Annotated in this window: 20 protein-coding genes; 13 read left to right on the top strand and 7 right to left on the bottom strand. The window is 59.2% G+C overall.

Annotated elements, in window-relative coordinates:
• Positions 1-123: 123 nt before the first annotated feature.
• Positions 124-999, bottom strand: coding sequence for a carbon-nitrogen hydrolase family protein (locus ACIPY2_RS20695; protein ID WP_400268282.1), 876 nt, complete (start codon positions 997-999; stop codon positions 124-126).
• 8 nt (positions 1,000-1,007) lie between these two features.
• Positions 1,008-2,261: an MFS transporter gene (locus ACIPY2_RS20690; RefSeq protein WP_400268281.1), complete on the bottom strand. Its 1,254-nt coding sequence runs from the start codon at positions 2,259-2,261 to the stop codon at positions 1,008-1,010.
• Positions 2,262-2,415: 154 nt separating this feature from the next.
• Between ACIPY2_RS20690 and ACIPY2_RS20685 the strand changes: the two genes are divergently transcribed.
• On the top strand, positions 2,416-3,444 hold the full coding sequence (locus ACIPY2_RS20685; protein ID WP_400268280.1) for a substrate-binding domain-containing protein: 1,029 nt from the start codon (positions 2,416-2,418) through the stop codon (positions 3,442-3,444).
• A gap of 64 nt (positions 3,445-3,508) precedes the next feature.
• Here the strand turns inward: ACIPY2_RS20685 and ACIPY2_RS20680 are convergent, their stop codons facing one another.
• Entirely contained in the window at positions 3,509-4,273 is a 765-nt protein-coding gene (locus ACIPY2_RS20680) for a FadR/GntR family transcriptional regulator (protein ID WP_400268279.1), read from the bottom strand.
• A gap of 302 nt (positions 4,274-4,575) precedes the next feature.
• On the opposite strand from ACIPY2_RS20680, the gene ACIPY2_RS20675 reads away from it, so the two are divergent.
• Genes ACIPY2_RS20675 through ACIPY2_RS20665 form a run of 3 tightly spaced genes read left to right on the top strand, consistent with a single transcriptional unit; the run spans position 4,576 to position 7,309 of the window.
• The gene (locus ACIPY2_RS20675; RefSeq protein WP_400268278.1) at positions 4,576-5,454 is read left to right on the top strand and encodes an ABC transporter substrate-binding protein; all 879 of its coding nucleotides are present in this window, start codon (positions 4,576-4,578) and stop codon (positions 5,452-5,454) included.
• The gene (locus tag ACIPY2_RS20670) at positions 5,451-6,563 is read left to right on the top strand and encodes an amino acid ABC transporter permease (protein WP_400268277.1); all 1,113 of its coding nucleotides are present in this window, start codon (positions 5,451-5,453) and stop codon (positions 6,561-6,563) included. Before ACIPY2_RS20675 ends, ACIPY2_RS20670 begins: the two co-directional genes overlap by 4 nt.
• A gap of 2 nt (positions 6,564-6,565) precedes the next feature.
• Positions 6,566-7,309, top strand: coding sequence for an amino acid ABC transporter ATP-binding protein (locus ACIPY2_RS20665; protein WP_400268276.1), 744 nt, complete (start codon positions 6,566-6,568; stop codon positions 7,307-7,309).
• A 1,340-nt stretch (positions 7,310-8,649) separates the two neighbouring features.
• Here the strand turns inward: ACIPY2_RS20665 and ACIPY2_RS20660 are convergent.
• Positions 8,650-9,309: a transcriptional regulator gene (locus ACIPY2_RS20660; RefSeq protein WP_400268275.1), complete on the bottom strand. Its 660-nt coding sequence runs from the start codon at positions 9,307-9,309 to the stop codon at positions 8,650-8,652.
• Positions 9,310-9,641: 332 nt separating this feature from the next.
• Here ACIPY2_RS20660 and ACIPY2_RS20655 point away from each other — a divergent pair, with 332 nt between their 5' ends.
• Genes ACIPY2_RS20655 through ACIPY2_RS20645 form a run of 3 tightly spaced genes read left to right on the top strand, consistent with a single transcriptional unit; the run spans position 9,642 to position 12,731 of the window.
• The gene (locus ACIPY2_RS20655) at positions 9,642-11,090 is read left to right on the top strand and encodes an amino acid permease (RefSeq protein ID WP_400268274.1); all 1,449 of its coding nucleotides are present in this window, start codon (positions 9,642-9,644) and stop codon (positions 11,088-11,090) included.
• A 40-nt stretch (positions 11,091-11,130) separates the two neighbouring features.
• Complete coding sequence (locus tag ACIPY2_RS20650) at positions 11,131-12,231, top strand: alanine racemase (RefSeq protein ID WP_400268273.1); 1,101 nt, start codon at positions 11,131-11,133, stop codon at positions 12,229-12,231.
• A gap of 14 nt (positions 12,232-12,245) precedes the next feature.
• The gene (locus tag ACIPY2_RS20645; RefSeq protein WP_400268272.1) at positions 12,246-12,731 is read left to right on the top strand and encodes a RidA family protein; all 486 of its coding nucleotides are present in this window, start codon (positions 12,246-12,248) and stop codon (positions 12,729-12,731) included.
• Positions 12,732-13,081: 350 nt separating this feature from the next.
• Here the strand turns inward: ACIPY2_RS20645 and ACIPY2_RS20640 are convergent, their stop codons facing one another.
• Positions 13,082-14,272: a PucR family transcriptional regulator gene (locus ACIPY2_RS20640; protein WP_400268271.1), complete on the bottom strand. Its 1,191-nt coding sequence runs from the start codon at positions 14,270-14,272 to the stop codon at positions 13,082-13,084.
• Between the two features lie 305 nt (positions 14,273-14,577).
• Positions 14,578-15,966: an amidohydrolase family protein gene (locus tag ACIPY2_RS20635; RefSeq protein WP_400268270.1), complete on the bottom strand. Its 1,389-nt coding sequence runs from the start codon at positions 15,964-15,966 to the stop codon at positions 14,578-14,580.
• Positions 15,967-16,852: 886 nt separating this feature from the next.
• Here ACIPY2_RS20635 and ACIPY2_RS20630 point away from each other — a divergent pair.
• The 6 genes from ACIPY2_RS20630 (at position 16,853) to ACIPY2_RS20605 (ending at position 23,993) form a co-directional block, all read left to right on the top strand.
• A complete protein-coding gene (locus tag ACIPY2_RS20630; RefSeq protein WP_400268269.1) occupies positions 16,853-17,371 on the top strand; it encodes a nuclear transport factor 2 family protein in 519 nt (172 codons plus the stop codon).
• Between the two features lie 110 nt (positions 17,372-17,481).
• Complete coding sequence (locus ACIPY2_RS20625; protein WP_400268268.1) at positions 17,482-17,646, top strand: hypothetical protein; 165 nt, start codon at positions 17,482-17,484, stop codon at positions 17,644-17,646.
• A 32-nt stretch (positions 17,647-17,678) separates the two neighbouring features.
• Positions 17,679-17,822, top strand: a complete 144-nt coding sequence (locus tag ACIPY2_RS20620; protein WP_400268267.1) for a hypothetical protein — start codon at positions 17,679-17,681, stop codon at positions 17,820-17,822.
• Positions 17,823-20,304: 2,482 nt separating this feature from the next.
• Positions 20,305-21,531 (top strand): acyl-CoA dehydrogenase family protein, encoded by a 1,227-nt coding sequence (locus ACIPY2_RS20615; protein WP_400268266.1) that lies wholly within the window; start codon positions 20,305-20,307, stop codon positions 21,529-21,531.
• Between the two features lie 13 nt (positions 21,532-21,544).
• Positions 21,545-23,188 (top strand): AMP-binding protein, encoded by a 1,644-nt coding sequence (locus tag ACIPY2_RS20610; protein WP_400268265.1) that lies wholly within the window; start codon positions 21,545-21,547, stop codon positions 23,186-23,188.
• Positions 23,189-23,312: 124 nt separating this feature from the next.
• On the top strand, positions 23,313-23,993 hold the full coding sequence (locus ACIPY2_RS20605; protein WP_400268264.1) for a TetR/AcrR family transcriptional regulator: 681 nt from the start codon (positions 23,313-23,315) through the stop codon (positions 23,991-23,993).
• A 357-nt stretch (positions 23,994-24,350) separates the two neighbouring features.
• Here ACIPY2_RS20605 and ACIPY2_RS20600 read toward each other — a convergent pair whose 3' ends face one another.
• The gene (locus ACIPY2_RS20600; protein WP_400268263.1) at positions 24,351-25,058 is read right to left on the bottom strand and encodes a FadR/GntR family transcriptional regulator; all 708 of its coding nucleotides are present in this window, start codon (positions 25,056-25,058) and stop codon (positions 24,351-24,353) included.
• Between the last annotated feature and the right edge of the window lie 20 nt (positions 25,059-25,078).

Below are 25,078 nucleotides of genomic sequence, written 5' to 3'. Positions count from 1 at the left end.
CGGCTTATCAAGGAATTCCTAACGGGGGTTTCCTGAAGATCTCGACTGCTTGAATCTTGTCCGCAGGCAAACTGAGGAGGGAGGCACGCTTTCGGCGCTTCCCTCCTCAGACTTTGGCTCCGGTTACGACATTGCCTGCGAGCTCCCGAGCAGGAGTCCATCGCTTCCCACAGGTGAGGAGAGCTCCGTGTAAAGCTCCGGACGCCGCTGCTCCAGAAGGGGAAATTGCTGGCGGGTCGTCTCTATGAGATCAAGGTCCAAGGAGGCGGTCAGGATGCCTTCCCGATCGGACGCCGTCGCAATGACAAGTCCCCAAGGATCGACAACCATCGACCTTCCGACGAACCGTGTTCCGCTCGCTGGCTCTTCACCGAATTGGCCGGATGCGACGACGAAGGCTTGGTTCTCTACGGCACGGGCGCGAAGCAGGAACTCCCAGTGATCTGCACGCGGTGCCAGAAATGCTGAACAGTTGATCAGAATTCGTGCTCCCTTGAGCGCAAGTACCCTGTAGGGTTCAGGGAATCGAAGATCCGCACATATCGTCACACCAATAGGTCCGAAGGGTGTCTCGAAAACTGGCAGTTCAGATCCCGCTGTCACTTTGTCCGACTCGTTTGACGGGTTTGTGATGTCGGTCCTGTTACTCGCGTCGAAGAGATGTGTCTTTGTGTAGCTGCCCACCTGCCCGTGCGGCCCTATCAGGACGGCGGTGTTGGTCATGCGCCCGCCGATTTCGCGATAGCTCGAGCCAACGATGTAGCAGTCATGTTCAGCGGCAATGGCCTCAAGTTCCTTGTCAACGTATCCGTTGGCCTGGCTGATGTTTTCCGGTTTCCTGTGCGGGCTCAGCCCAAGTCCTGTCCAGAGCTCCGGAAGAACGACGAGGTCGGCTTCCTTGGCTGCCTTCCTTACTGACGACAGCCCGGTCTCAACGGTGTTCTTCGGGTCGAGGTCCGAAGCAGTAGTTTGGACGACGGCCACATTCAATTTGTTCACAGGTATCCCTACTTTGCGATGCTTGCCGTGGGATGCTCATTCTTCTGGAACACCAGAAGAACCACGGCAACGACGGCGGCAAGCGCCGAGGTGTAGATGGCCGGGGAAAGCAGGTTGCCGCTCGTGGCAACGAGCCACGTGGCTACTAGCGGGGCCGTGCCACCAAAAACGATGTAGGCCAGGTTGTAGCCCAACGCTGACCCGCTGAACCGCACGTGGGCGGGAAAACGTTCAAGATACGCGATGCCCACTGGGCCGAAGAAGATGCCAAGAGCTGCCGCCAGCAGTCCTTGGCCGAGGATTGCACCTCCCAGTGTGCCGGCTCCCGCCAGCATGTAGGCCGGGATCGCCACTACGGCCGACAAGATCGCGCCAACAATGAGCACGCGTCCCCGTCCCAGCCGGTCTGACCACGCACCGGCGAGCGGCGTCGCGACAGCAGCGATAAGAACGGCTATGGAATTCGACAAGAGTGCGTCGTTGCTGGACAGTTTGACAGTCGTGGTCAGGAAGGTCACGAAGTATCCGGTGAGGGTGTAAAAGCCCAAACCAGCCAGTGCAGCTACGACGAATGTGAACAGCAAGGCTTTGCGGTGGTATCGCAGGACCGAGACTGCAGGTGCTTTTTGGATGTCGTCTTGGTTGGATGCTTCTTCAAACTCCGGCGATTCATCCACTTGTCGGCGGATGTATAGGCCGAAGAAGCTGATCAAGCCGCCGATCAGGAAGGGGATCCTCCAACCCCAGTCACCGTAGGCAGCGCTCCCAAGCGTGCTGGTCAGCCCCAGGATAAGCAAAGCCGCGAAAATGGCCGGCAGATTCGCGAAAGTGTAACTGAGTCCCACGAAGAACCCCCTGCGTGACGCGGGAGCGTGTTCAGCAACCAGGGCGTTGGACCCCATTGCTTCCGCCCCGGCCGAGAGGCCCTGGACCAGTCGGCAGGTCACGAGCAGGACCGGAGCCGCCAGGCCGATAGTGGAGTATGTGGGCAGCAGGCCTATCCCCACGGTCGCGAGCCCCATAATCAGAATCACCGCGGACAGCACGTTTCGCCGTCCCTTCTTGTCGCCGTGGTGGCCGAACAGGATGCCACCAATTGGTCGCATCACGAAGCCCACAGCGTAGACCGCAAAGGTTGACAGCAGACCGGCCACGGGGTCATCGGTTGGGAAAAACAGCTTGGCCAAGACAGTGGCGGAGTAGGCGTAGATCACAAAGTCGTACCACTCCACGAACTGTCCGACAGCCGCCGAAGAAACCACCTTCCGAAGGCTTCCCGTCCTAGCTGGGTCTTTCCTGTTGCTGCTTGTAGTTGTCATTTTGCCTCCATCGTCAAAACGTTTTGATGATGGTAGAGCCTCGGGCTGCAGTCGGTCAATAGGTGGGTGGTGACGCTTGGTCAGGCACAATGGGCTTGTGCCTGAAGAGACCCGACGCCCGCCCACCATCAAAGACGTAGCAGCGGCAGCCGGCGTTTCGATCAGTACCGTTTCGCACGTCTACAGCCGCGCACGACCAATTTCCCAACCGACGGCAGCTCGGGTGACCGCAGCTGCCGAGGCCCTGGGCTACATTCCAAATCCGTCCGCGGCCTCCCTCCGCGGAGGACAGGTCGGTATCCTGGGGCTCGTTCTGCGGCCCAGGAACGCCGTTCATGGTTCCCTGAGCGGAACGGAAACCTTCACGAGGTTCTCCGGCGCCGCAGCAGCCGCCACTCTGGCCACAGGAAGAGGTCTCCTTCACGTCCCGAACATCCTGACCGAAAAGGCCCGTCGTGTGGCGATGGACGGCTGCATTGTCATGGGGCCTTACCAGCATGATGACGTGGTCGTCGCCCTGAAGAAAAGGCGCGTACCGGTCGTGTGCGCGGACGTTGATCCGGCCAACCCCGACGACCCATGGGCAGTGCACGTGGATTACCGCCCCTCGGTTGAGCAACTACTCGCAGCTGCGGCAGCGGCCGGAGCCCGCCGCCTGGCACTCATCGCCGGAAGCGAAGCGAACAACTGGACCATCTCGAGTCGGAAAATCATTCAGGCATGGTGTGCCGGTGCAGGGCTTAGCCTTACCACCCACGACCTCTACGAGGGGGTGGGAACGGCCGGGGCTGAGGCTTTGGCCCTGGACCTGCTGGCGTCGCCCTCCCCTCCGGACACCATCATCGTTTCTTCCACGAGATTCGCGGGGGGTGTCGTTGCGGCCGCCGATCGTCTGAACGTTGCGATACCGGACGCCCTGCGTTTGTGCGCGTTGACGGACAGTGCACTGACCAGGGAGGCCGCACCTCCCATCACCTCTTTGGATCTTCTTCTCGAAGAACAGGCCAAGGCATGTGTTGATCTTCTAATCCGAGGGATTTCTGAGGGCACACCTCCCGGGCAGCCTGTGGTTGTTACTCCGCAAGTGCGCTGGCGCGCTTCCCTTGCCGAGCCGAGGCCTCTCTAGTCCGACCAAAGCTGGACGGTGGCAGCATTTGCCAACACGAGTATTTTGCTTTGGGCCCTGATGATCAGGATCTGCCGGGCCGAGCCGGGCTCCGCGGTTGATAGACCTTCCCTGTCCGCACGTGGTAAGAGACGGCCGTACGGGTTTCCTCGATGTGCTCGCGCATAATGCGTTCGGCCGCACTGGCATCCTTACGCTCGATCGCTTCCAGGATCGCGCGGTGCGGTTCATTCATGTAGGGCTCAAGCTGGTCGAACACCGCGTTGATGGGATGGTAGATCTCGGCGTGGGCCTTGAGGACGGAGTCCTCAAGGAGCGGGTTCCGGGCCGCTTTGGCAATTCCGACGTGGAATCTGTTATCCGTGGCTTTGAACCTCGGAATGACGGCCCGACCACCGTCGCGGCCCGCGACCAGTTCATCCATTTCTTCCAGACAGCGCCGGAGGCTTCGGAGATCACTCGACGTTCGGCGAGTGGCGGCCAGTCCCGCCGTTGCCGCTTCAACGGCAAGTCGGTAGTCGAAGACTGTATTGATGTAAGCCATACGCTCTTTGAGGAGCCGGCGCGCTTCGTGCGTGGGGAGTTGGCGGTCTTGGATCACGAGACCACCAGCACGGCCATGCTTAGCCTTAACCAGCCCTTCGGCCTCCAGGATGCGCCCAGCCTCCCTCAACGTCGTTCGGGAAACCGCGAGCTGCTCTGAGAGCTCGCGTTCGGGCGGAAACCGGTCCCCTGGGAGGTAGTGCCCCAACTGGATAGCCATGCGTAGCTGGTCAGCCACCAGCTCACTTGCAGCTGGCGGCCTTGGGCTGGCGGAGAGGCGTTCCATGGGGGTGATCCTATCGCCACCGGCCAACACGCAGGGAAGTGCGGTCGCGGAAATGAGCTACGGGTCTTGACGAGCTGTGGGGCGGGATCTACATTTGGGTTACTCAGTGGCCCAAAAAGAAGAACAGCGGGTCAACGCATGGGGAGGGCGCTGTGCTCTCGGAGGCCAACACCCATGTGCTTTCCATCCATCCATGCCACGGCGTAAGCACTACCAGCGCTAAGCCGCACCTCGCCTGTTCGCTTTCTGCCATTGACAGCGGTGTTCTCCGCTGCCTAGACCCCCTTTTGATTGAGGAATCAATGAAGAAGTTCTACTCTGCTGCCGTCACCGTCGCCGTCGCAGCGCTTGCTCTTACCGCCTGTGGTGGACCCGCCAGCTCAACAGCTCAGCCCAGCGGCAGCTCCCCAACCTTCGGGGACTGCAAAGTCACGGGACAGCCCGGGAGCCTCAAGGTTAAAACCCAGACTCCGGACACGCTTACGGTAGCAACCGTGCTGCCGAACCCCGGTTGGTGGAATGGCACGACCCCCACCAGCATCAAGGACGGCTTCGAGTACTGCCTGGCCGCTGACCTCGCATACCGCGCCGGGCTTAAATCCGTGCAGGTGAAGAATCTCGCTTGGGATCAGTACATTTCCGGGACAGCGACGGGCTACGACATCGGTTTGGCTGCAACGACCATTACCGACAAACGCAAGCAAGTCCTTGATTTCTCGGGACCATATTTTTCATCCAACCTGGGCGTAGCTACCAAGGCTGACTCGAGTCTTTCCCAAGACGGTATTCGGGACGCCAAGATAGGTGTGCTCCAAGGAAACATTGGAGCCCAATGGGTGGCAGACACCCTCAAACCTTCCAAGACGACCGCCACTTTCCAGAGCCAGGCTGACATGTTCACCGCGCTCAGCGCCGGCCAGGTCGACGCCGTCGTCACTGACACAACTCTCGCCTTGACCAGCGTCAAGGCCTCCAACGGAACCCTGACAGTCAAAGGCCAATACAACCTCGACCAGGGCTACGGGGTCGTGCTGCCGCACGGATCGGAAAACACCCCTGCAGTTACAAAGGTGATCGGCGACATGGATAGTGACGGAACGTTGAAGGATCTTTCCGCACAGTACCTCAAGCCGATGTTCGGCATTGATCCGAATGAGGTTCCTATCTGGAGCGCTAAGTGACTTCTGTGCTCGCATCCGCCTCAACGGCAGCTCCCAAAATGAGCCCGCCCCCAAAGAGCGGAGCTCTTGCGGTCGCAGCAATGACCTTCGCGGTGGTGCTGCTCCTGCTTATGGCCGGCCTCGGCGCCACCAGCATGGGCAGCTCCGCTCCGGGGACTACGACGTACGTTATCGGATGGCTGATCAGCACCGTTGGTGTCGTTGCAGCCGGAATCGTCCTATGGTTCGCCGTGCGCTGCGTTCGCCGGTCCCTTCAAGCCATGAAAGATGTTCGGGTGGGCCGGATTCTGGAAGCCCGGACACCGGCGGCAATGTCCATTCAAGACGGTCTGTTGACTTTTGGCATTGGCCTCGCAACCCTGATCGTGCTTGGTGCAGCTATAGCGCTGACTGTCGAGGACGGTGTCATCCAGAAAACATTTCTTCGCTGGGACCTGATCGCTGAAAGCTCTAAAGACGTCGTTTCAGCCTTTGGGCTGAACGTCATGATTGCTGTTGTCTCCGAGATCTTCATTCTTGTTTTTGGATTGGTGCTCGCCATCGCCAGAATGGTTCCAGGTCGCGCTGGGCGTCCGGTTAGAGCGATCGCGATTGCTTACATAGATGGGATGAGAGCTGTCCCGGCGATCATCATCATCTATCTTGTCGGTTTTGGTCTGCCTCTGCTCAGGATTCCGGTGCTGTCAGATCTTCCCCCGGAATGGTTCGCGATCATTGCGCTGACGCTGTCTTACAGCGCCTACGTAGCCGAGACCTACAGGGCAGGGATTGAGGTGATTCACCCTTCACAGTGGTCAGCTTCGCGGTCCCTCGGATTCTCGTATGGGAAGACCCTGCGTTATGTGATCCTCCCGCAGGCCATCCGCGGAGTGATCCCGCCCCTGCTTAGTATGTTCATTGCTCTGCAAAAGGACACCTCGCTGGTGAACGTCATCGGCACCCTCGATGCCTTTAACCAGGCCAAATTTTACTCCTCCGCCAGTTTCAACCTCTCGTCGGTCACGCTTGTGGCCGTCCTGTTCATCATCATCACTATCCCGCAGACCCGTCTGGTGGATTGGTTGCTCGGGCGCACCGGGTCACATCGTCGCCCGAAGGGCGGAAAATAATAATGTCGTTTATTGAGCTTTCGAACTTACATAAGAGCTACGGGCCGTTCGCGGTTCTGCAGGGGATCGATCTTAAGGTCGAGCGACACCAGGTCGTAACCCTCATTGGTGCTTCTGGCTCGGGGAAGTCTACCCTCCTGCGATGCATCAATGCTCTTGAGACGATTGACGGCGGCGAGATCCGCATAGAGGGCGACGTCGTGAGTGGGCCTGGCGTGGATGTCAACCGGCTCAGGCGAAACGTCGGGATGGTTTTTCAGTCGTTCAACCTGTTTCCACATATGAGTGTCTTGGATAACGTCGCCCTTGGACCCATCAAGCTACTGGGGACGCCTGTTTCAGAGGCACGGGACAAAGCCAAATCGCTTCTCGAGAGAGTGAATCTCGGTCACCGGGCGGACTATTACCCGGACCAGCTCTCGGGTGGTCAGCAACAAAGGGTCGCTATCGTCCGTACGCTTGCAATGGACCCTAAAGCCGTGCTTTTGGATGAAATAACCTCAGCGCTCGATCCCGAGCTGGTCGCAGAGGTACTGAACATCGTTCGCGAGCTCGCGGCCGACGGAATGACGATGATGCTCGCTACGCATGAGATGCATTTCGCTCGTGAAGTTTCCGATCTCGTGGTCTTTCTCGAAAAAGGCAAGCTTCTGGAGCAGGGCCCACCTGAGCAGGTATTCGGCGATCCAGTCGAACCCCGGACTCGTGAATTCCTGCGCCAGATTATTGAAGCAGGACGACTTTAGACCCGCTCCTCACAAAGCCATTCCCACGGGTTGGTCGGTGTCGGCCATAACCACAGGCCCACCCGTGGGACTGTGCAGTGGAGAGATTCATCGACCAACCCGAGCACCAACACCCGTTCCAGGGCAAAGCGAGTCGAGTCCCCTCTGCGATGGAACTTGCGTCGAAAGGCCAGTCTGCGTGAATGACCTCATTCCGAACCCTATTGCACTCAAGATCGATAACCGTTCTGAAATGGACGACCGCATCGAGTCCGCGACGAGGTCTCTGGCCCCACACGCCGCGGCGCTTAATTGCGGTTTGTTGGTGACCAGGCTAGACGCACGCACGTTCACTGTCAGTGTCAGCCGGGAAGTCACCCTTGGGATGACGCTTGAGCGAACAGTTTGGTGATCGCTGGCCTGACGCAATGCAATTGGGGGCTAGGCATCTGCTGTATACCCAAGTGGGACGACTATGACGGAGGTCGACCAAAGGATCCGTATACCCACGATGAAATCTCTGGGGCTTCATCAGGGAGCACGGTGGGGCAGATCCCTCTGCTAATACGTGCGGAGCCCTGCTTTGCGCCATGAACTCTTCATCTTCTAGACCAGAACACCCGGAAGCTTGGGGCATTCTCTGCCTGCCCCGCTGCGAGGCATCGAGCAGTAGCATGTTCCTGTCCCTACAGCGTTCCTCACCCCTGGCAGCCCAGCTCGCCCCGTTGATCGCCGTCGCTTTTGCCAGCGTGCCTGTACTAAGCCGCAAGCCGAGTCCAGACCCCGCCCGTGTCAGCCCGGTCGCCGCGGAGGATCGGTTACCGGCTCCTTCCAAGACAAGGTGACAGCACGCCTAAAATTCATTCCTCGGTTCGTTCCCTTGTTCGCCTCGCCTGCCACCCTGGGGGCAAACCCAGCAGACATTACCGGCCCCCATTCTTAGGTAACACCTGGAACATCTGGGTATGCGCTGCCTCCGACGGGCACGGCGAGCCATGCGCATTCAGCCACGCTCGGGCCGTGATCGCTGATTGCCTTGACGGAGCCGCGTCTGGCGAGACCATGGCCCATACGCCACGCGTCGGCTACTACACGACGGAGCTGGTCAAGGTCGCGCCATCCGGTGTAAAAGTTCGTGGACCGCCGCTCGTGGGTTGGGCGTCGGCACCGGGCTGACGCATCAGGAGCCATCGATGGGGGGATCCGACAACACAACGCCGGCTACAAATGGATTCCCATCTAGGCAAGCCTCGACCGACGACAGCATCTCTCATGAATCTGGATTCGTGTGCTGGGCGGGTGAGACTGGCCCTTGGCATTCCGGTCGTTCACTGCCCGCGAACTGGATGCGGTGGCGAGACTCAAGTGCCCGAGTCGTGGATTTCGTTCAAGTAGTTGTAGATGGTGAAACGGGTCACGTTTAGGGCTGTGGCTGCGGTTTCAGCGGCCTGCTTTACGAGGAAGAAGCCTTGGCGTTCCAATTCGGCGACCACATCTATCTTGTGTTCCCTTCGCATGTCGTCAACAGCCAGGCCTATGCTGGCGATGGCCGTGTCTATGAGGTGGGCGGACAGCTCTTCGACGCTCCGGGGGAAGCGTTCGTTGCTCATTCCTCCGACTGCGCCTTCGGGAGTCGCGCCGTCGGGCCTGAGCCCGAGTTCCTGGGCGGGTGCACCCCAGATGAACTGTTCTATGGAGGATCGAAGCCCCAGCCATGAGGAAATGTCCGTATTGATGCAAAGCGCCGCGGCAGGCTGATCGTGGTTGTCAGTGAAGACAATCGTGGTGCACCGAAGCGTCCTCCCGTCGGGAAGCAGGGAGTGATAGCCGATCTCGTTGTGCCATTGACCGGCCGCGATGCGCTGGAGCAGCTTGTCAGTGGGAGGATCGCCGGGCTTCCGTCCTGTGACATCGCCTGCAATGGCCCTGACTGTGTTGGGGATACGGCGGAGGTCATGCAGGACAACTTCTGTAGGTTGCGGGCTCGTCGCCTGCAACGGGCCCACTAGGTGGGATAGCACCACATTAATGGTTTCAGCGTCCCGGCCATCAACGGCAGCGAAAGCAGTCGTCATTCCTTGAGAAGCACCGGCTTCCATACTTACCCCCACTCGCCTGCATGATTCAACAACATGTTTAGAATACCGTTAAATACTCTTTACACGCGACCACAATCTGTGGAATCCTCTTACTATTCACGCGCTGGCATCAACTATTAGTTGAAGTAACGCGCTTGTCATGCACCAAGTGTTGGCGTCTGAGTTGATTCGTCAATGTTGACAGCTGCTCGATGTCGGGACCAGAACGTCCTCCCGTCCGGGCAGCCCTCAGACCAAGTAAAAGGACTTTGAAAATGACGCAAGATCTATCGCCCAAGACGCCCGTGCAGGCTCAGGCCCGTCTGCACCGTGGCTTGGCCAATCGTCACATCCAGTTGATAGCGATTGGCGGCGCTATCGGCACCGGATTGTTCATGGGCTCCGGGAGGACCATCTCCCTGGCGGGACCTGCGGTGTTGCTGGTCTACTTCGTTATCGGATTCTTCGTTTTCTTTGTACTTCGGACCATGGGCGAACTGCTCCTGTCGAACCTGAACTACAAGTCGTTTGTTGATTTCGCGTCGGATCTGCTCGGTCCTGCTGCCGGCTTCTTCGTAGGGTGGTCGTACTGGTTCGCATGGATCGTCACCGGGATTGCCGAGATAGTCGCCGTCACCGGCTACTCGCGGTTCTGGTGGCCGGCTATCCCCTTGTGGGTGCCTGCCGTTGCAACGGTCGGATTGATTCTGCTGCTGAATCTCTTCAACGTCCGAAACTTCGGTGAAATTGAGTTCTGGTTCGCACTCATAAAGATCGTCGCCATTTTGGCCCTGATAGCTGTCGGGGCCGTCATGATCGCCACCCACTACGTATCTCCAGAGGGCAACGCTGCGTCCCTGGCAAATCTATGGGAAGACGGTGGTTTCTTTTCCACCGGCTTCATCGGTGTTGTCGCCGGATTCCAGATTGCTTTCTTTGCCTTTGTTGGCGTGGAACTGGTCGGCAGCGCAGCAGCCGAAACCCAGGATCCACAGCGCACCCTGCCTCGCGCCATCAACGCGGTGCCCATTCGCGTCCTGGTCTTCTACATCCTTGCCCTCACCGCCATCCTGGCTGTCATCCCCTGGCGGCAAATTATCCCTGGCGAATCACCGTTCGTTGCGATGTTCGCCCTCGCAGGTCTGGGAGCTGCGGCGTCAGTGGTGAACTTCGTCGTCATCACGTCTGCGACATCAGCAGGGAACTCGGGTGTCTTCTCCACCGGCCGCATGCTTTACGGCCTGGCAGAAGAGGGAAGCGCGCCCGCACAATTCCGTAATCTCAACCGCGGTGGTGTCCCCAGCAAGGCGCTGCTGCTCACCGGCGCCCTGCTGCTGACCGCCATTCCGATGATGTACGCAGGGGGATCGGTCATCGCAGCATTTACCCTCATCACAACCGTCTCATCGCTGCTCTTCATGTTTGTTTGGGCCATGATCGTCATCAGTTATCTTGCCTACCGGAAACGCTTTCCTCAGCGGCACGCGGCCTCGACCTACAAACTGCCAGGTGGAAAGACCATGTGCTGGTCCATCCTGGGATTTTTCGCCTTTGTCATCTGGACACTGACGACCGAAACTGAAACTGCCGTGGCACTGGCCTGTTTCCCGGTGTGGTTCCTGGTCCTGGCGATCGGCTGGACTGTGGTGCGCCGCCGGCCCGAGCGCGCCCAGCAATATCTGCGATTTCAAGAGGAAATGAAGCGTCCCGTAAACGTACCCTGACGCGTCAACCGAAGCTGCCGTACCGAGAGAAAGAGAACCAGTGATGACAATCCCTGACGAAGTCGACACGCCAGAGATCCTGGTCGACCGGGATGTGCTTCAGCGGAACATCGACCGCATGGCCGCTGCCGTCCACGCCAAAGGCCTGAACCTCCGGCCACATGTGAAAACCCACAAGGTGCCCGAAATCGCGCGACTGCAGCTGGCGGCTGGGGCAGCGGGCATCACTGTCGCGACCCTCGGGGAGGCTGAAGTCTTTGCAGGACATGGAGCTAACGACATCTTCATCGCTTACCCCATCTGGGTCGGCCCTCGTCAGGCCGAACGACTGCGCCGACTTGCTGCCACCACAAAGATCTCAGTGGGACTGGACTCACAAGAGGCAGCCCAAACTATGGGAACGTCACTGGGCGAGGCAGCCAGCAACTTCGACGTGCTGCTGGAGCTCGACAGCGGGCACCGCCGAAGCGGAATCGCCCCTGATGCGGTCGTTGACGTTGCGCGCGCCGCGGCACGAGCCGGCCTGAGGGTCAGAGGAGTCTTCACTTTCCCGGGTCACAGCTACGCTCCCGGGATGCCGCTGAGAGCAGCCGAAGAGGAGCAACTTGCACTGGGCCGGGCCTCGGACCTGCTCAGGCAAGCAGGATTTGAGATCCTGCATCGCAGCGGCGGCTCAACTCCCACCGCCACTCTCACCGGAGATTCCGTAGCCACTGATGTCCGGCCGGGTGTTTATGTCTTCGGTGACGCCCAGCAATTGGAACTGGAACGATGCGCCCCCGAAGACATCGCGCTGACGGTCGCCGCAACAGTGGTTAGCCGACATGAGGGCGACGATGTCATACCGCGAAGGATCATCCTGGACGCCGGCAGCAAGATCCTGGGCGGAGACCGACCTGGATGGACTACCGGCTTTGGACGGCTGCTCGACAATCTCGAAGCACGCATCACGGCACTCTCGGAACATCATGCGACCGTGGTCTGGCCGGTAGACGCAGAGCTCCCGGCTCTTGGAGAACGGATACGGGTCATACCGAATCACGTATGCGTCTCCGTAAATCTCGTTGACGACATCACTGTGGTCAACGACGGCAAAATCGTGGACCGCTGGCGCGTAGCCGCTCGCGGAAGAAACAAATAGAGGAAAGGCAACACATGACAGAGACACCAGTTATCAGCTCACAGGTCGAAGCGCGCCTTCAAGACATGGGACTCACCCTCCCCGACGTAGCAGCCCCCGTGGCCGCGTACGTTCCGGCAGTGATCAGCGGAGACCTCGTCTACACCTCAGGACAGCTGCCGCTCGTCAACGGCGCTCTCACTGTGACCGGCCAGGCTGGAGCAGCTGTGAGCCGTGGCGACGCCAAGCAACAGGCAGCGATCTGTGCGATCAACGCCTTGGCAGCAATCAAAGCTCAAATAGGGAACCTTGACCGCATCTCTCAGATCGTGAAAGTAGTGGGCTACGTCGCATCCGATCCGGACTTCACTGAGCAGCCCGCGGTCATCAATGGCGCTTCCGAACTCGTCGGACGTGCTTTCGGCGCGACCATCGGAACCCACGCCCGGTCGGCCGTGGGCGTGTCAGCGCTGCCTCTGGGTGCAGCGGTCGAAGTCGAAATTATTGCGCGGTTCGTCTGACGAGGCCACCAACCACAATACGGTGCCCGGGCGGTCGTCGAGGTCAATGACGAAACCGTCGGGAGAACAACTCGAGGGGGAACTGGCCAATTTGAGGCCGGTCCGCCTCGAATTGTTCGTAACAGTGACATCGCCCGCGGCTCCTTTTGATGCCGCCCGCCTTCTTAGGTGAGGTTTGCCCGATCGAGTCACGTCCGCAACAATCTAAGGTGGTGTCGGGGCCTCGCAAACCCGTCCCAGATGAGTTTGAAGACGAGGCTCGGACTTCGTGGCGCAGTCTCAATGGGTCGCCTCGTGTCGCCCTGTGTGCCAGAGCCGCCCCGCCTCAATGCCCTGTCGCCAGCAACGCGTTAGTTCCCCGAGTCGGCGGTCAGACCCCAGTCCGCAATGAGAAGAGCCGCCGCCAGGTCATCAGCTGGAGGCTGGATGGGCACCCCCAGTTCCTTCTCGGCTCTTTGAAGTCGATAGAGAACTGTATTTCGGTGGACCCCAAGCCGTTCCGCCGTCTTTGCGTAGCTACCGCCCGTCGCGAGGAATTCCTGGATCGTCTGGCGGAGAAGCACAGCGTTCGGTTCAACCCCTTGTAGGCCCTTGAGGTGTGTACGCATGAACCGGGAAGCGGCGAGAGGATTAGCGAGCAGTAAGGTCGCCAGGCCGGCTTCCTTGACCGTATACACCGAGGGGCTTCGCCTGCCTGCTGCGACCACTGCGCTCTGTATCGCTCTGGCATCGGCGAGTCCATCCCGAAACGCCACTTCTCCGTATCCAGCCGAACCAACAGCCAGATGGAAGCCGGCCCCGCTCCTCTTGGAACTGGCGTTGTCCAGGGCGTGAAGAAGCGACCCTCGCACGTTCTCGGTCATGGCCACAGGCAGGCCAGTCCAACCCCACAACTCGTTGGGGCCACGGAAAATTGCGAGCCGGTCTCCGCGCCCGAGAATGTCGTGCACTGTCCCTCCCAGATCCGCGAGGCCCTCCTGAAAGTCCAGAGGGGACTCCTGCGCCCATAAAACCCACGCAAGGTGATTTTTATCCAGTGCGAACTCTAAACGGCGACGGGCCGAAGCAGACAGCACGGAACCTGACAGAACGTCATACGCGATCACGCTTCGAGAACTGCCCCCAAATGACCGAAGTTCTGCCTTTTCCGCCTCGTACTGTTCCAGTACTCGCAGCGCGGCGCGGTCAAGATAGTTGAAGATGTCCCCGTGGAGCCGAGCTTCGACTACGGCCAAGAAGGGTTGGGGGCGGCTGATTGATGCAAGCTCCGGGATGACCCAACGATGCCAAATCATGGCGTGCCCCACGTAGTAGACACGCAGCAACACACTGGCAGGCACGTTGTCATGCACTAGACGCCTAGGGAAAGCAAGGGCGCTAGGAGGCGGCTCGACAAAGTCGGGACTGAGGTCGTTGGCGACCATGCTCCACATAGTTCTGAGATTGTCGTTGATCGAGGCCGCCATGGCGGCTTGGTCATATCGTTCGTCTGCCAGGGCGGGAAACACTTGGGGGAGCCAGACAAGCAGCCCTTCGGTCATGTCGGGCACCTGAGCCAAAAGCCTAATAGCCAGAGCCTGAAGGCACTCCCTTTGCTCTTCATCGAGCAGGGACGGACCGAGCTTTGCTTGAACAATTGTATTTTCCGGCTGAGACCCCGGGCCGTTGGGGGCACGCCGGGAAGGCGCGCCCGACCAACCAGACCAAGTCTGTTCTAGCCGCCAGGGTTCATTGTGGACCATAACATCAGCTCAGTTAAGTTGCACCTACGGGTTCTTCCGCTTCGGCCAATGACTACGGTGCGGCGAATAGTGTCAGTATCGTATGTCGAACCGCCCCCCTCCCGCTATGAGGGGTCTGTAGGTGACGGTCCGGTTACCAAAGGTGCCAACGGGAGGTTTTCGCGGTCTATGGGGCGGCCGTTCTGGAACACTGTCCGGACGCTTGCCATATTGCCGATGTCCAGCAGCGGATCGGCGTCGAGGATAACCAAGTCCGCCAGCTTCCCAGGCTCAATGGAGCCGATGAGGTCACCCTTTCCGTATGCCCGAGCCACATTGAGTGTGCTGGCGGAGATGGCATTCATCTCCGACATGCCCTTCTGCACAATTCCGCGTGCCCAAGCCACGTGATCTGTGCCGAGGCTCCACGGTCGGTGAGGATCGTTGATCTCGCCGCTGTCTGTTAACACATCGTGAGAGGTGCACCCGGCGTCAGTCCCTAGCATCACCGGTACTCCTGCCTTGATGAGAAGACGTTCATTCTCTGCGTGAACGTATCCGCCGTAAGCCGCCCACGGATGGTTGACGGCTTCGAGGCGGTTTTGGTACTCGTCCGACACGGTTTGTAGTCCGCAGGTGGAACCAGCCTTCAGGATCTTGTCGACGAGATCGTGTGGAATGGGTTGCTGGTATGTAAGTGAGGCATGGACGAGTACATCCGCGCCCAGGTCGGTGGCCAATTCCAGCGCTTCTACGCCCATCGTGTGGGTGAGGAGTGGTATGCCTGCGGCGCGGGCTTCGTCAGCCATAACGCCCAGACACCGGGGGGAGAATGTCAGGTACGTGCGGTCCATGGTGCTGAAGGTGACCGTCACCAGGTGATCGCTTATGGCGATCTTAAGCATATCGACCCCCCGCGCGATGTAGTCCCTGACTATGGCTCGGACGTCGGATGGGCGCTTGAGGCTGAGACCGGGCCCTACCCCGGCCTCGAACATGTTGTCCATTCGTTTAGCGAAAGTGTCGCTGATCACAGCCCGGGCGCCAGCGTTGAAGTCGTGCGTGAATGGGCCACCCATGCCAACGATGTTGCCTGCTGCGAACATGCGGGCCCCGCTCGTTCGCCCGGAGGCAATTCTGTCCCTAGCGGCGAGCACGGGACCTGTAGCGTTCCAGGTATCAAACAAAGTGGTAACCCCGTTACGGAGCGCAACCTGAGATGCCTCCTCGATGACTCCAGTGAAGTTACCCTCGTACCGTGCGAGGTACTCTACACCGCCAGCACCCATCATCATGATGCCATCGAGGAGGTGAACGTTTCCGTTCACGATGCCAGGAATGATGAAGGCGTTGGTTGCCTTGATGACGGTTGCACCTGCAGGAATGATGACGGTGTCGCCTGATCCAACGGCGCCGATTCGATCGCCCTCGATCAATACCGTCGCGTTGGGGATCGGAATGCCGCCCCGACCGTCAATGAGAGTCGCCCCTGTGATAGCTATCGCTGATGCCATGAGTTCTCCTAAAGTTTCCGTGTCAGCTGCCTAGAAGCCGCTTTCCCTCAGCGTAGGTGGACAAGGATTCCGCTGCTATGGGCGGCATGCACGGCTTTTCTTGCATCCCTATGCCCAGCGCACAGGGCACTGAAGCCCGCTGCTGACGCGCGGTGATGGTTAGGGAAAGTCGGAGCCGACAGCCGTGACGTCCTCAGACCGTCCTCCACGTTTGCGGACCCGCTGCTGTGTAAGTTGCCTCCCATGTGGATGTGGGGCCACAACGCGGTGAAATCCGGGGTGACCCAGTGTGGCTCGCCAAGGCCGCCGTGCAGATGTATCCGACTTACCCATCCGCGGCCGAGCTCGGACAGGTCGCCGACGTCGTGAGTCTCTAAACCGCCGCCAATGGCACCTATGTCATGTCAAACCATCGCAGCAGGCGCGTACCAAGACTGTGTCACTCGGGGCCTTACATCCCAGCCATGCGTACGTCGACTCAAGCGCTACGGGTAAAAAATTGGTGACACTCAGCAAACGGGTACTTATTTCAAGCAAGTAGGTGGCGCTCGACTGTGGACATCCAGGGGCGCCGATTGCAGTCAGCTTATGAACAATTTTCAGGGCATCACCGGCCGATACGTGCACCGTCGATGGGCACGGAGCTGTCCTCGGCACAAACACCGGCTGGTTCAAAGGCACCACAACCAACGGCAGCCGTCGCAAGGTCGTCACTTAGCGGCGGTCCGAGCGCCGCCCACTATAACTGGATACAAACCCAGGAGGACCGTAACTAGGTCATCTAGGTTGTGATTCGCCGCGCGGTTCGTCCAAGGGACTTTCGATCCTCTGTATAGATCGCCAAAACCCTAAAGTTTGGCTACGTTGTCCCGGATAGAGTCGCGAGATGAAAGAGCAACAGTTCCCCGGTATAACCCCAGACGACTATGAGGACGTGCGCCGGCTAAAGGCGCGGTACTTTCGCTACATCGATCTCAAACGTTGGCCAGAACTCCAAGCACTTTTCACCTCGGAAGCCAAGATTATGGGTTTCAGTTTCTCACCCGCTGATCCCACATCGTTCGTTGAGGCCGTATCAGCTTATATGGATGGTGTTGTCTCTATACACCAAGGATTCATGCCCCAACTCGAGCCGAAATCCGACAACTCCATCCGAGGAATTTGGAGCATGTTCGACCAATTGACGTGGAGAACAGGATCACGCGCATATCAGGGCTTCGAAGTGCCAGGTATGTCCGGGATCAAGGGGTACGGGCACTATGAAGAGGAATACGACAGAACCGTCGAGGGCTGGCGTATCTCCTCCCTCAAACTCTGCCGGATCCGCATCGAACCAATCATTGATTCAGGTCACCTAACACCTGAATTTTCCCTCACGCCCACAACCACCGGATGGCTTGACTAAGTCGGGAAGGCTAGTTGTACTGTCCAGGGATGTTGGTTGAGGCCCTGGGAGGACTCGCCGAACAGGTCGTTGAGAACCACTAGACGATCACCGAAACAGCGAAGCCTTTCATGGTTTCGTGGCCGACCGCCAAACACTGGATCACCCGCTACCGCGAACTAGGGCCCGAAGGGATGGGTGACAGGTCATCGTGGCTCCCAACAGTTCATGCTGTTCTCTGGACCGGGGCCGAGTCAACCGGCTCCGGTACATCGAGCGGATCACTGGTGAAATAAGCCGCCGCTGCGCACACGCAAGGCCCGCTGAGATGCTCCGCGTCGATGTCACTAAGTTCGGGAACATCATCGACGGCGGCGGTCACCGCTACCTTGGCCGGGTCGAAGGCCGAGAAGAATCCAGGAACTCCGCCGCCCGCAACGGCCACCCCCGTTCCAGCAAACACCCCCAGTAACGGCCCGGCCTATGTCCGCACTGTCCTAAATGATTACCCGCGGGGCCGTGTACGCGCAGATCCAATAGGCCCAACCCAACGGCAAGATCGAAAGGTTCCGCACCCTCAACGACGGATGGGCTACGCATAGTTTTAGGCCACCGAAACGACCCGCCGAAGGCCCTGCCCGGCTGGATTCATTACGACAACCACCGCAGCACCACACCGCACTCATAAACAAACCACCCACCAGCTGGCTAACCACGTCCCGGGGCAATGCAGCCAACCGGTTGTCCGCTCCTGTATGCATTCGCTCGGATGAGGTCTGACGAGCCACGCGGTATGACTTGGGGACAGCTTTCCTCACCTTCGCCATGCCGCGCACCCAGAAATCAAGTAGTTATGCTAGGGGAGGTTCGCTTTGTTTCCCACCTGATCTCTCGACGAGCACCCACACGGTGGGAGAGCCTCCGTGTGTCGGCATGAGTTGCCCTTGGGGGATAAAGCATTGAGCACTCCAGTTGAGGTCTGGCCGCCACCAACCACTCACCGGCGAGTATTGGCCCGTCGCCGCAGTAATGATGAGGCTCCGTCGTGTTGGAATCTCCATGAATCGTCCATCTCCTAGGAACTAAAGGCATTGGTGCAGGGCTGCACAGGGTGCGTGAAAAAGCTGGGTTTGATTCACCGTCAAGATGTCTCGGATCTCCCGCAGCCGAATTTGGATGGCATTTCTCAGGAATTCATATATCAGGGCAGAAATTGATCTTCTAAATTCCTTTGGGCCTGGGAACCTGGACCCCGACTGTGCCCAACTGGCACTTTTGGCGAGATGCATTGAGCCAGCCATTCACCCCTCGGCGCGCTCCATGCTTTCCAGTTATCCTCAGTCTCCCAGGCCACTGACCACCGGCCACCGAAGGGAAGTACCCGGCAGTTCGCCAGGTTGTCCGAGCCGCCGAGAGATCTTCTTACCTTGGGCCATAAGAGGTAGTCTCATGTACAAGCCGCCGCGCAGTCTGGGGACCGTTAGAGCTTTCATGATCCTCTCGCTGTAGGTAATTGATCCACCGAAGGTAATCATTGGGGCGCAGTCAGCCGCCGACAGTTCCGTAATGATCTGCTCTATATGGTGGACAGACGGGCCTAGCAATTCCCCTGATGCCGCTTGGGGGTGTCTTGCTTTCAGCAACTCCGATTTCGAGGGCTCTGGTTGGAAACCAGAGCCCTCCCATGATTGTAAGGATCCCACCACGGCTAGTCGCCCAGCAATCCGCCAATAATTCTACGTCTTATTGTACGTATCGCCGAAGAGTCTTTGGTGTTTCCGTTATCCGGAGAAAACTCATGCCGGCCTCGGATCTCCACTGACGAAAACTAGGACGGCGGATACTTTCAGGAAAACTTTATGCGTGCAGGCCTTAGCGCTGGTCAGAACACCGAGATCTTTTTTCTTGCGACTGAACTTCGGCCATCAGTTTTCTCTGCCTGTTCTGCCGTCTTTGCTGGGGCCGCTTAACCTGCGTGCCCGACATAGCCTCCATTCACCAAGGGCTCATGCTCTATTTTGAATTCTCGCTCCCATGACCGAAAGCCGTCGAGAGGTCGGCACATTGCGAAGCCCCCGCGGCTACGAACAAACGACAAGTTCCAAGGGGCGCTGCTGAGGCCACCGGGCGGCGTTCTGGACCTTTTTGGATCGGCTATCGTGGTCGCGCCCAGTTCTGGTAATGCGTCTGATGAAGAACCAGGCTGCGTTCATCACCATGACGGCCGGGAGCTTCACCAGGATCATCGTCTGATCCGAGGCCATGGACAGCATCGGAACGGGCCCGGCACCAACCAGCACGACACTCATCGGACGCTGAAGCCGAGGCCTTCTTACTCAGCTCTCACTGCCATATTAACTGGCATGCGCGGGTGTCTGTGAGACGTGAGTAAACGGGATCTCCAGATGGCCGGGGCCAGCCTTGACCCGTTGTGTTGCGTTTCGGTGACTTGGGCGTAGCGCCGGCCACAGGTCTCGAAGCAGCTTCGCTGGGGCAGTCAATTCTTCGCCTGAATCAATGCGAGATCTCCTTTGGCCATCCACGATTTGAGCAAGCTGATCCTCTGAGTTCGAGGATCCGGCGGACCTGACGGTGAGCAGCCGAGGCTCTCGGCGAGAGGAGGGGCGCTGCTCGATTTTGGTGAGGCGGACCGTGAGGTGTCCCGGGTTGATGTGGCCCCCGCCGCCATAGGCGGCGTGTAGGACTTTTCTAACGTCCTTGCCAACTGCCCAACATGCTAAGCCCAAGGGCGCGTGAGGCCGCGGTGGTCCATCGGATTTGATTCACCATCGATTCACCAGCAGTTGCGCCCGCTCACACCATTTGGTGAAACTGAATTCCTGTTGACGTGGTTCTCAGTTTCAAGCAAACTGGTTGGAGGCGGCACGCCCACTTTGCTCATTGCAAGACTGCACAAGCAGGTTCGGCAAGGCTTCCGTGGGGCGGCGCCCCGCATGATCACGCACAGACGACCCCCTATATGGCAAGGATGTACACCTTTGGCGGACTACGACGTCTCTGAAGCGCTAGACACGGACTACTACTCCGTCTTTGAGTCAATCCCGGATCAGGACCGTGCCGCATGGTCCAGGGCCCGAGTGTTCGTCGATGAGTCGCTACCCCAAATGAACGATTTCTGGGAACGGGCCGAATTTCCGGCGCACATGATCAAGCGCATGGGTGAACTGAATCTTCTCTCGGACGGACTGGCCGTGGAAGGGCTTGAGCAGCTCTCGCCGTTGGCCGCGGGTTTGGTCAATATGGAGGTCTCGCGTGGAGATGGCTCCTTGGGGACCGTCATCGCCGTTCAGGGCGGTTTGGCGCTGCGGTCCATTGCACTGTTCGGCTCACCGGAGCAGCACCAACAGTGGCTTGGGCCCGTTGCGCGGGGGGAGAAGCTGGCCGCGTTTGCCCTGACTGAGCCGATGCACGGTTCCGATTCCGTGGCCTTGGAAACAACGGCCCGCCAGGAAGGGGACGGGTTCGTTCTTAACGGTGAGAAGAAGTGGATCGGTAACGGTTGCGGAGGTGATGTCTCTGTCGTCTGGGCCAGGGATGATTCCGGCAATGTGCGAGGCTTCCTGGTGGAACAAGACCGCTTGGGCTATGAGGCTCAAGTGGTGACCGGCAAGGCCTCGCTGAGGGCCATCAACCAGGCCAGAATCCGCCTCGAGAATGTCCGGATTCCCGCCACCAATGTCTTGCCGGGGACGAAGAGCTTCAAGGATGCCTCCCGGGTCCTGGTCGCGACCCGTCTGGGTGTGGCATGGTCCGCACTCGGCCACGCCACGGCAGTCTACGAGGCAGCTCTTAATTACGTGTCCCAACGCACGCAGTTCGGAAAGCGCCTCGCCAAGTTCCAGATGGTCCAGGACCGGCTGGCGTATATGTTGTCTGAGTTGACGAGTATGCAGCTGCATTGCGTCCATTTGGCGGCTCTGGATGATGCGGGGCAGATGCGCCCAACGCAGGCCTCCATGGCGAAGTACCACAATACCCGCAAGGCCAGGGATCTGGCGTCCATTGCCCGGGACATGCTCGGCGGCAATGGAATCTTGCTCGAAAATCATGTGATCCGCCACTTGTTGGATATTGAATCCCTACACACCTATGAGGGAACACAAAGCATTCAAGCACTGCTGATCGGCCGCGATGTGACCGGACAGAGTGCATTCGCCTAAGGATTGTTCGATCATGACTACACAGGACCTTGCCAACGACGTTTCCCTGAGCCCCCTCCGCTTCCTGCAGCGCTCCGCGGAGGTGTATGGCACCAAGCAAGGGATCATCCACGGAGAACGTACCTACACCTACGCGCAGTTCGCCCAGGAAGCCCAAAGCTTGGCCAAGGCCATCAAGAACCGGATCAATGCTGGAGACCGTGTCGCGTTCCTGGCCCCGAATATCCCTGAACTCCTGATTGCCCATTTCGCCGTGCCCTTGGCCGGCGGGGTGCTTGTTGCCCTAAACTCCAGGCTATCGGCCAAGGAACTGCAGTATATTCTCGAGCATTCGGAAGCCAAGCTCTTCTTCGTTGATTCTGAACTCCTCGGCACCGCGGCCGAGTTGGATCTTGCGTCCACGAGCCTGCTTGAGGTCGTAGAAGTTCCTGACAGCACTGTCAGCATCCAGCCTTTGAGGCCCTCACCGGCCACGACCGAGTATTCCCTGTTTCTCAACAGTACGGGTCCCTCGATCCCGAATCTTCCCTGGGGCGTTGACGACGAACGCCTGCCGATCACGCTCAACTACACCTCCGGCACGACAGGCAAACCCAAGGGTGTTCTTTACTCACATCGGGGCGCATACCTGAATGCGCTCGGAGAAACCATCCACAACCAGTTAACGCCCGATTCGCGTTACTTGTGGACGCTGCCGATGTTTCACTGCAACGGATGGTGCACGACCTGGGCGGTCACCGCCGTGGGCGCAACGCACATTTGCTTGCGCGCCGTCCGGCAGGAAACCGTCTGGAATGCCCTTGACGAGCAGGCGGTGTCCCACCTTTGCGGAGCGCCTACTATCTGCAGCATCATCACCGAAGCGCCCCAGGCCCATCAAGTGGCGGCCCCGCTGCGTATCACGACGGCCGGGGCGCCTCCGTCTCCGACCGTTATTGCCGGGCTGGAAGCGTTAGGAATCAGCGTAACCCATGTATACGGGCTTACCGAGGTCTACGGTCCCAATACTATTTGTGAGCACCAGGATGGTTGGGACCTGCTGCCCGCTCATCAACGGGCAGCGAAGCTCTCCCGGCAAGGTGTCGGCATGTTGCAGGCCGAATCCGCCCGCATTGTCGATGCGGAAATGCGGGATGTGCCCGCGGACGGTGTGACCTTGGGGGAGATCGTCCTGCGAGGCAACAATGTCATGATTGGCTATTTTAAAGACAAGAAAGCGACCGCTGATGCCTTCCGCGGCGGGTGGTTCCACACCGGGGACCTGGGTGTGATGCACCCCGACGGCTACATCGAGCTCAAGGACCGGGCCAAGGACATCATCATTTCAGGCGGTGAGAACATTTCGACCATCGAAGTCGAACAGGCAATCGTCAGCCATCCCGAGGTGGCCGACGTCGCCGTCATCGGTGTCCCCCACGATAAATGGGGAGAACGCCCCGTGGCTTTCGTGGTACGAAGCGGATCCAGCTCTCTGACCGAAAAAGCCGTTCGCGCCCACGTCAAAAGCCTGCTGGCAAGCTTCAAGGTCCCCGAAAGGGTGGTTTTCACCGACGATCTGCCTCGCAATTCGACAGGCAAAATCCTCAAAGCGCAGTTGCGGACGCTCGATATCAGCGCCCCCTTGCGCACCAACCTTGGTAGCACCCACTGCCCGTAGCCGGCGACGTCTGCCGGGTGTCGCTTCCGGAGGCCTGCCCTGTTCATAAGAACAAGGCGTCCCGGGCTCGCCCGGGACGCTGGATTGCGCTGGCGCTGGCGTGGACGGGCGGTAAAATTTCCTGATGACACAGATGGCTGACTTCAGGTCGGAGGTTGCCGGGGCTGCCCTGGAGCTCTTCACGACATCCGGGTACGACGCAACAAGTGTCGACGATATTGCCCAAGCGGCGGGCATATCGCGCAGTACGTTTTTCCGGCAGTTCGGCGGGAAGGAAGATGTCATCTTCGCCGATCATGAGGTCTTGCTGGCCGAGCTGGGGGTTTACTTCGCCACTGAGCATGCCGATCCCTGGGCTGCGGTATGTGAGGCGGCGACAATGGTGTATGCCCGGTTCTCCGACCGACGAATGTTTGCCCAGAAACGTTACCGCGTGGTCCAGGCCGTTCCGGCCTTGCGGGACAGGGAAACCATCATGGCCTCGCGCTACAAGCGGCTCTTCTCCGATTATCTGCGGCGCGCCCTTCCGGGGATCGCGGCGCTGGACGCGATCCGCTTCGCTGCCGCCGTCACCGAAACCCATAACTATGTGCTCCGGGAGATGATGCTCGGCTCGGCTGCCGGGTCCCGTGACCACTTGAACCGCGAACTGGCTGCCGTCCGCCGGAGTTTTGGCCTGATCTTCGACGGAACGGGGGCGGGCTCATCGGAAGGCGATGTTGTTCTGGCCGTGTTCTCCCGGTCCACGCCGACAGCAGAGATCGCCCGGCGAATTCAGCACACCCTTGACGATTTCGTCAGTTAGGAAACTGATAGAGCACAATGTGGTTCCGCAGCCCGCTGCAGTCCGGGGACGACAGAGCCCCCGTCTAATCGGGTCAGGAAACGGGGCACTGGCAAGCGCTCATGTTATGGATGTACACGCTGGACCAGCCGCGCTGTTGCCGCGAGCGTTCTCATTCGGCGCAGAGGGAACGAGGTTGTTGAACTACCCGCATGTGGCGGAAACGCCAAGTTCTTTGGTGGGCCAGGAGCTCTGGCAGCTACTTCTCCTCCCGTACTGTAAACGTCTGTGATTTTCCGGATCCTTATGCACGAACTCGGCGAGTTTGTGAAGTGTGCCCTGCCGGCGCTGAAGAGCTTAGTGGGGCCGAAGCCTTGCTTAGGTGTCGGCGATTGCGACTTGCGCGTCCGTTTCCTGAAGGACAGAATCGAGAATTTCATTCGCCGCCACTCTGGCTTCGTCTCCTCTGCGGGCAAAAATTGCCTGGGCGAGGCGACGATGGTGGTCTCGGACAGACGCCAGTGGTTCCTGTGGCATCAAGCTAGAACGATGCCGCCCTGTAAGCGCCTCCGTGATGGGCTCGGTGAGAGCGATAAACATTTCGTTGCGCGATGCGTGGAGGAGAGTCGTGTGGAAGGCAACGTCCTGTTCCATGAACAGCTCGAGCTGGCGGCTTGAACCCGATTGTTCCATGAGGTCCGCGAGTTCTACCAGCCTGGCGCGCTCTTCATCGGAGGCCCTAATGGCGGCAAGAAAGGCCGCTGTTGGTTCCACCGCGCTGCGCAGCTCCGTTAGCGACCGGAGCTGATTTGTCCGAGCCGTGGTGGCCAGTCGCCACTGAATTACCCGCGGGTCGAAGACGTTCCAGTCCCGAGGCTCACGGACCGTAATGCCGACTCGTGGTTTCAATGCGACCAGACGCATTGACTGCAGAACTTTCAGCGTCTCGCGGATGACGGTGAGCGACACATCGTACTTGACAGCGAGGTCCTCACTCCGAAGGATGCCTCCAACGGGGTAAGTCCCGTCAACGATCTGCGAACCCAGGGCCGTGAGTACCTGGTTTTGTAGGGTTTTGCGTGCCATTGATTCCTCCAGTTCAAAAC

Origin of the sequence: Paenarthrobacter sp. NPDC089675 (assembly GCF_044749185.1) — a bacterium.
Lineage (GTDB): Bacteria > Actinomycetota > Actinomycetes > Actinomycetales > Micrococcaceae > Arthrobacter.
This window is presented reverse-complemented; position numbering and strand designations above follow the sequence as displayed.

What these genes read in the sequence shown, in the direction of transcription:
- ACIPY2_RS20600 (WP_400268263.1), bottom strand. Translation starts at nt 25,058, where the DNA reads ATGGCACGCAAAACCCTACAAAACCAGGTACTCACGGCCCTGGGTTCG.
- ACIPY2_RS20665 (WP_400268276.1), top strand. Translation starts at nt 6,566, where the DNA reads ATGTCGTTTATTGAGCTTTCGAACTTACATAAGAGCTACGGGCCGTTC.
- ACIPY2_RS20645 (WP_400268272.1), top strand. Translation starts at nt 12,246, where the DNA reads ATGACAGAGACACCAGTTATCAGCTCACAGGTCGAAGCGCGCCTTCAA.
- ACIPY2_RS20620 (WP_400268267.1), top strand. Translation starts at nt 17,679, where the DNA reads ATGCTCCGCGTCGATGTCACTAAGTTCGGGAACATCATCGACGGCGGC.
- ACIPY2_RS20635 (WP_400268270.1), bottom strand. Translation starts at nt 15,966, where the DNA reads ATGGCATCAGCGATAGCTATCACAGGGGCGACTCTCATTGACGGTCGG.
- ACIPY2_RS20630 (WP_400268269.1), top strand. Translation starts at nt 16,853, where the DNA reads ATGAAAGAGCAACAGTTCCCCGGTATAACCCCAGACGACTATGAGGAC.
- ACIPY2_RS20605 (WP_400268264.1), top strand. Translation starts at nt 23,313, where the DNA reads ATGACACAGATGGCTGACTTCAGGTCGGAGGTTGCCGGGGCTGCCCTG.
- ACIPY2_RS20675 (WP_400268278.1), top strand. Translation starts at nt 4,576, where the DNA reads ATGAAGAAGTTCTACTCTGCTGCCGTCACCGTCGCCGTCGCAGCGCTT.
- ACIPY2_RS20655 (WP_400268274.1), top strand. Translation starts at nt 9,642, where the DNA reads ATGACGCAAGATCTATCGCCCAAGACGCCCGTGCAGGCTCAGGCCCGT.
- ACIPY2_RS20640 (WP_400268271.1), bottom strand. Translation starts at nt 14,272, where the DNA reads ATGACCGAAGGGCTGCTTGTCTGGCTCCCCCAAGTGTTTCCCGCCCTG.
- ACIPY2_RS20615 (WP_400268266.1), top strand. Translation starts at nt 20,305, where the DNA reads ATGATCACGCACAGACGACCCCCTATATGGCAAGGATGTACACCTTTG.
- ACIPY2_RS20610 (WP_400268265.1), top strand. Translation starts at nt 21,545, where the DNA reads ATGACTACACAGGACCTTGCCAACGACGTTTCCCTGAGCCCCCTCCGC.
- ACIPY2_RS20680 (WP_400268279.1), bottom strand. Translation starts at nt 4,273, where the DNA reads ATGGAACGCCTCTCCGCCAGCCCAAGGCCGCCAGCTGCAAGTGAGCTG.
- ACIPY2_RS20625 (WP_400268268.1), top strand. Translation starts at nt 17,482, where the DNA reads ATGGTTTCGTGGCCGACCGCCAAACACTGGATCACCCGCTACCGCGAA.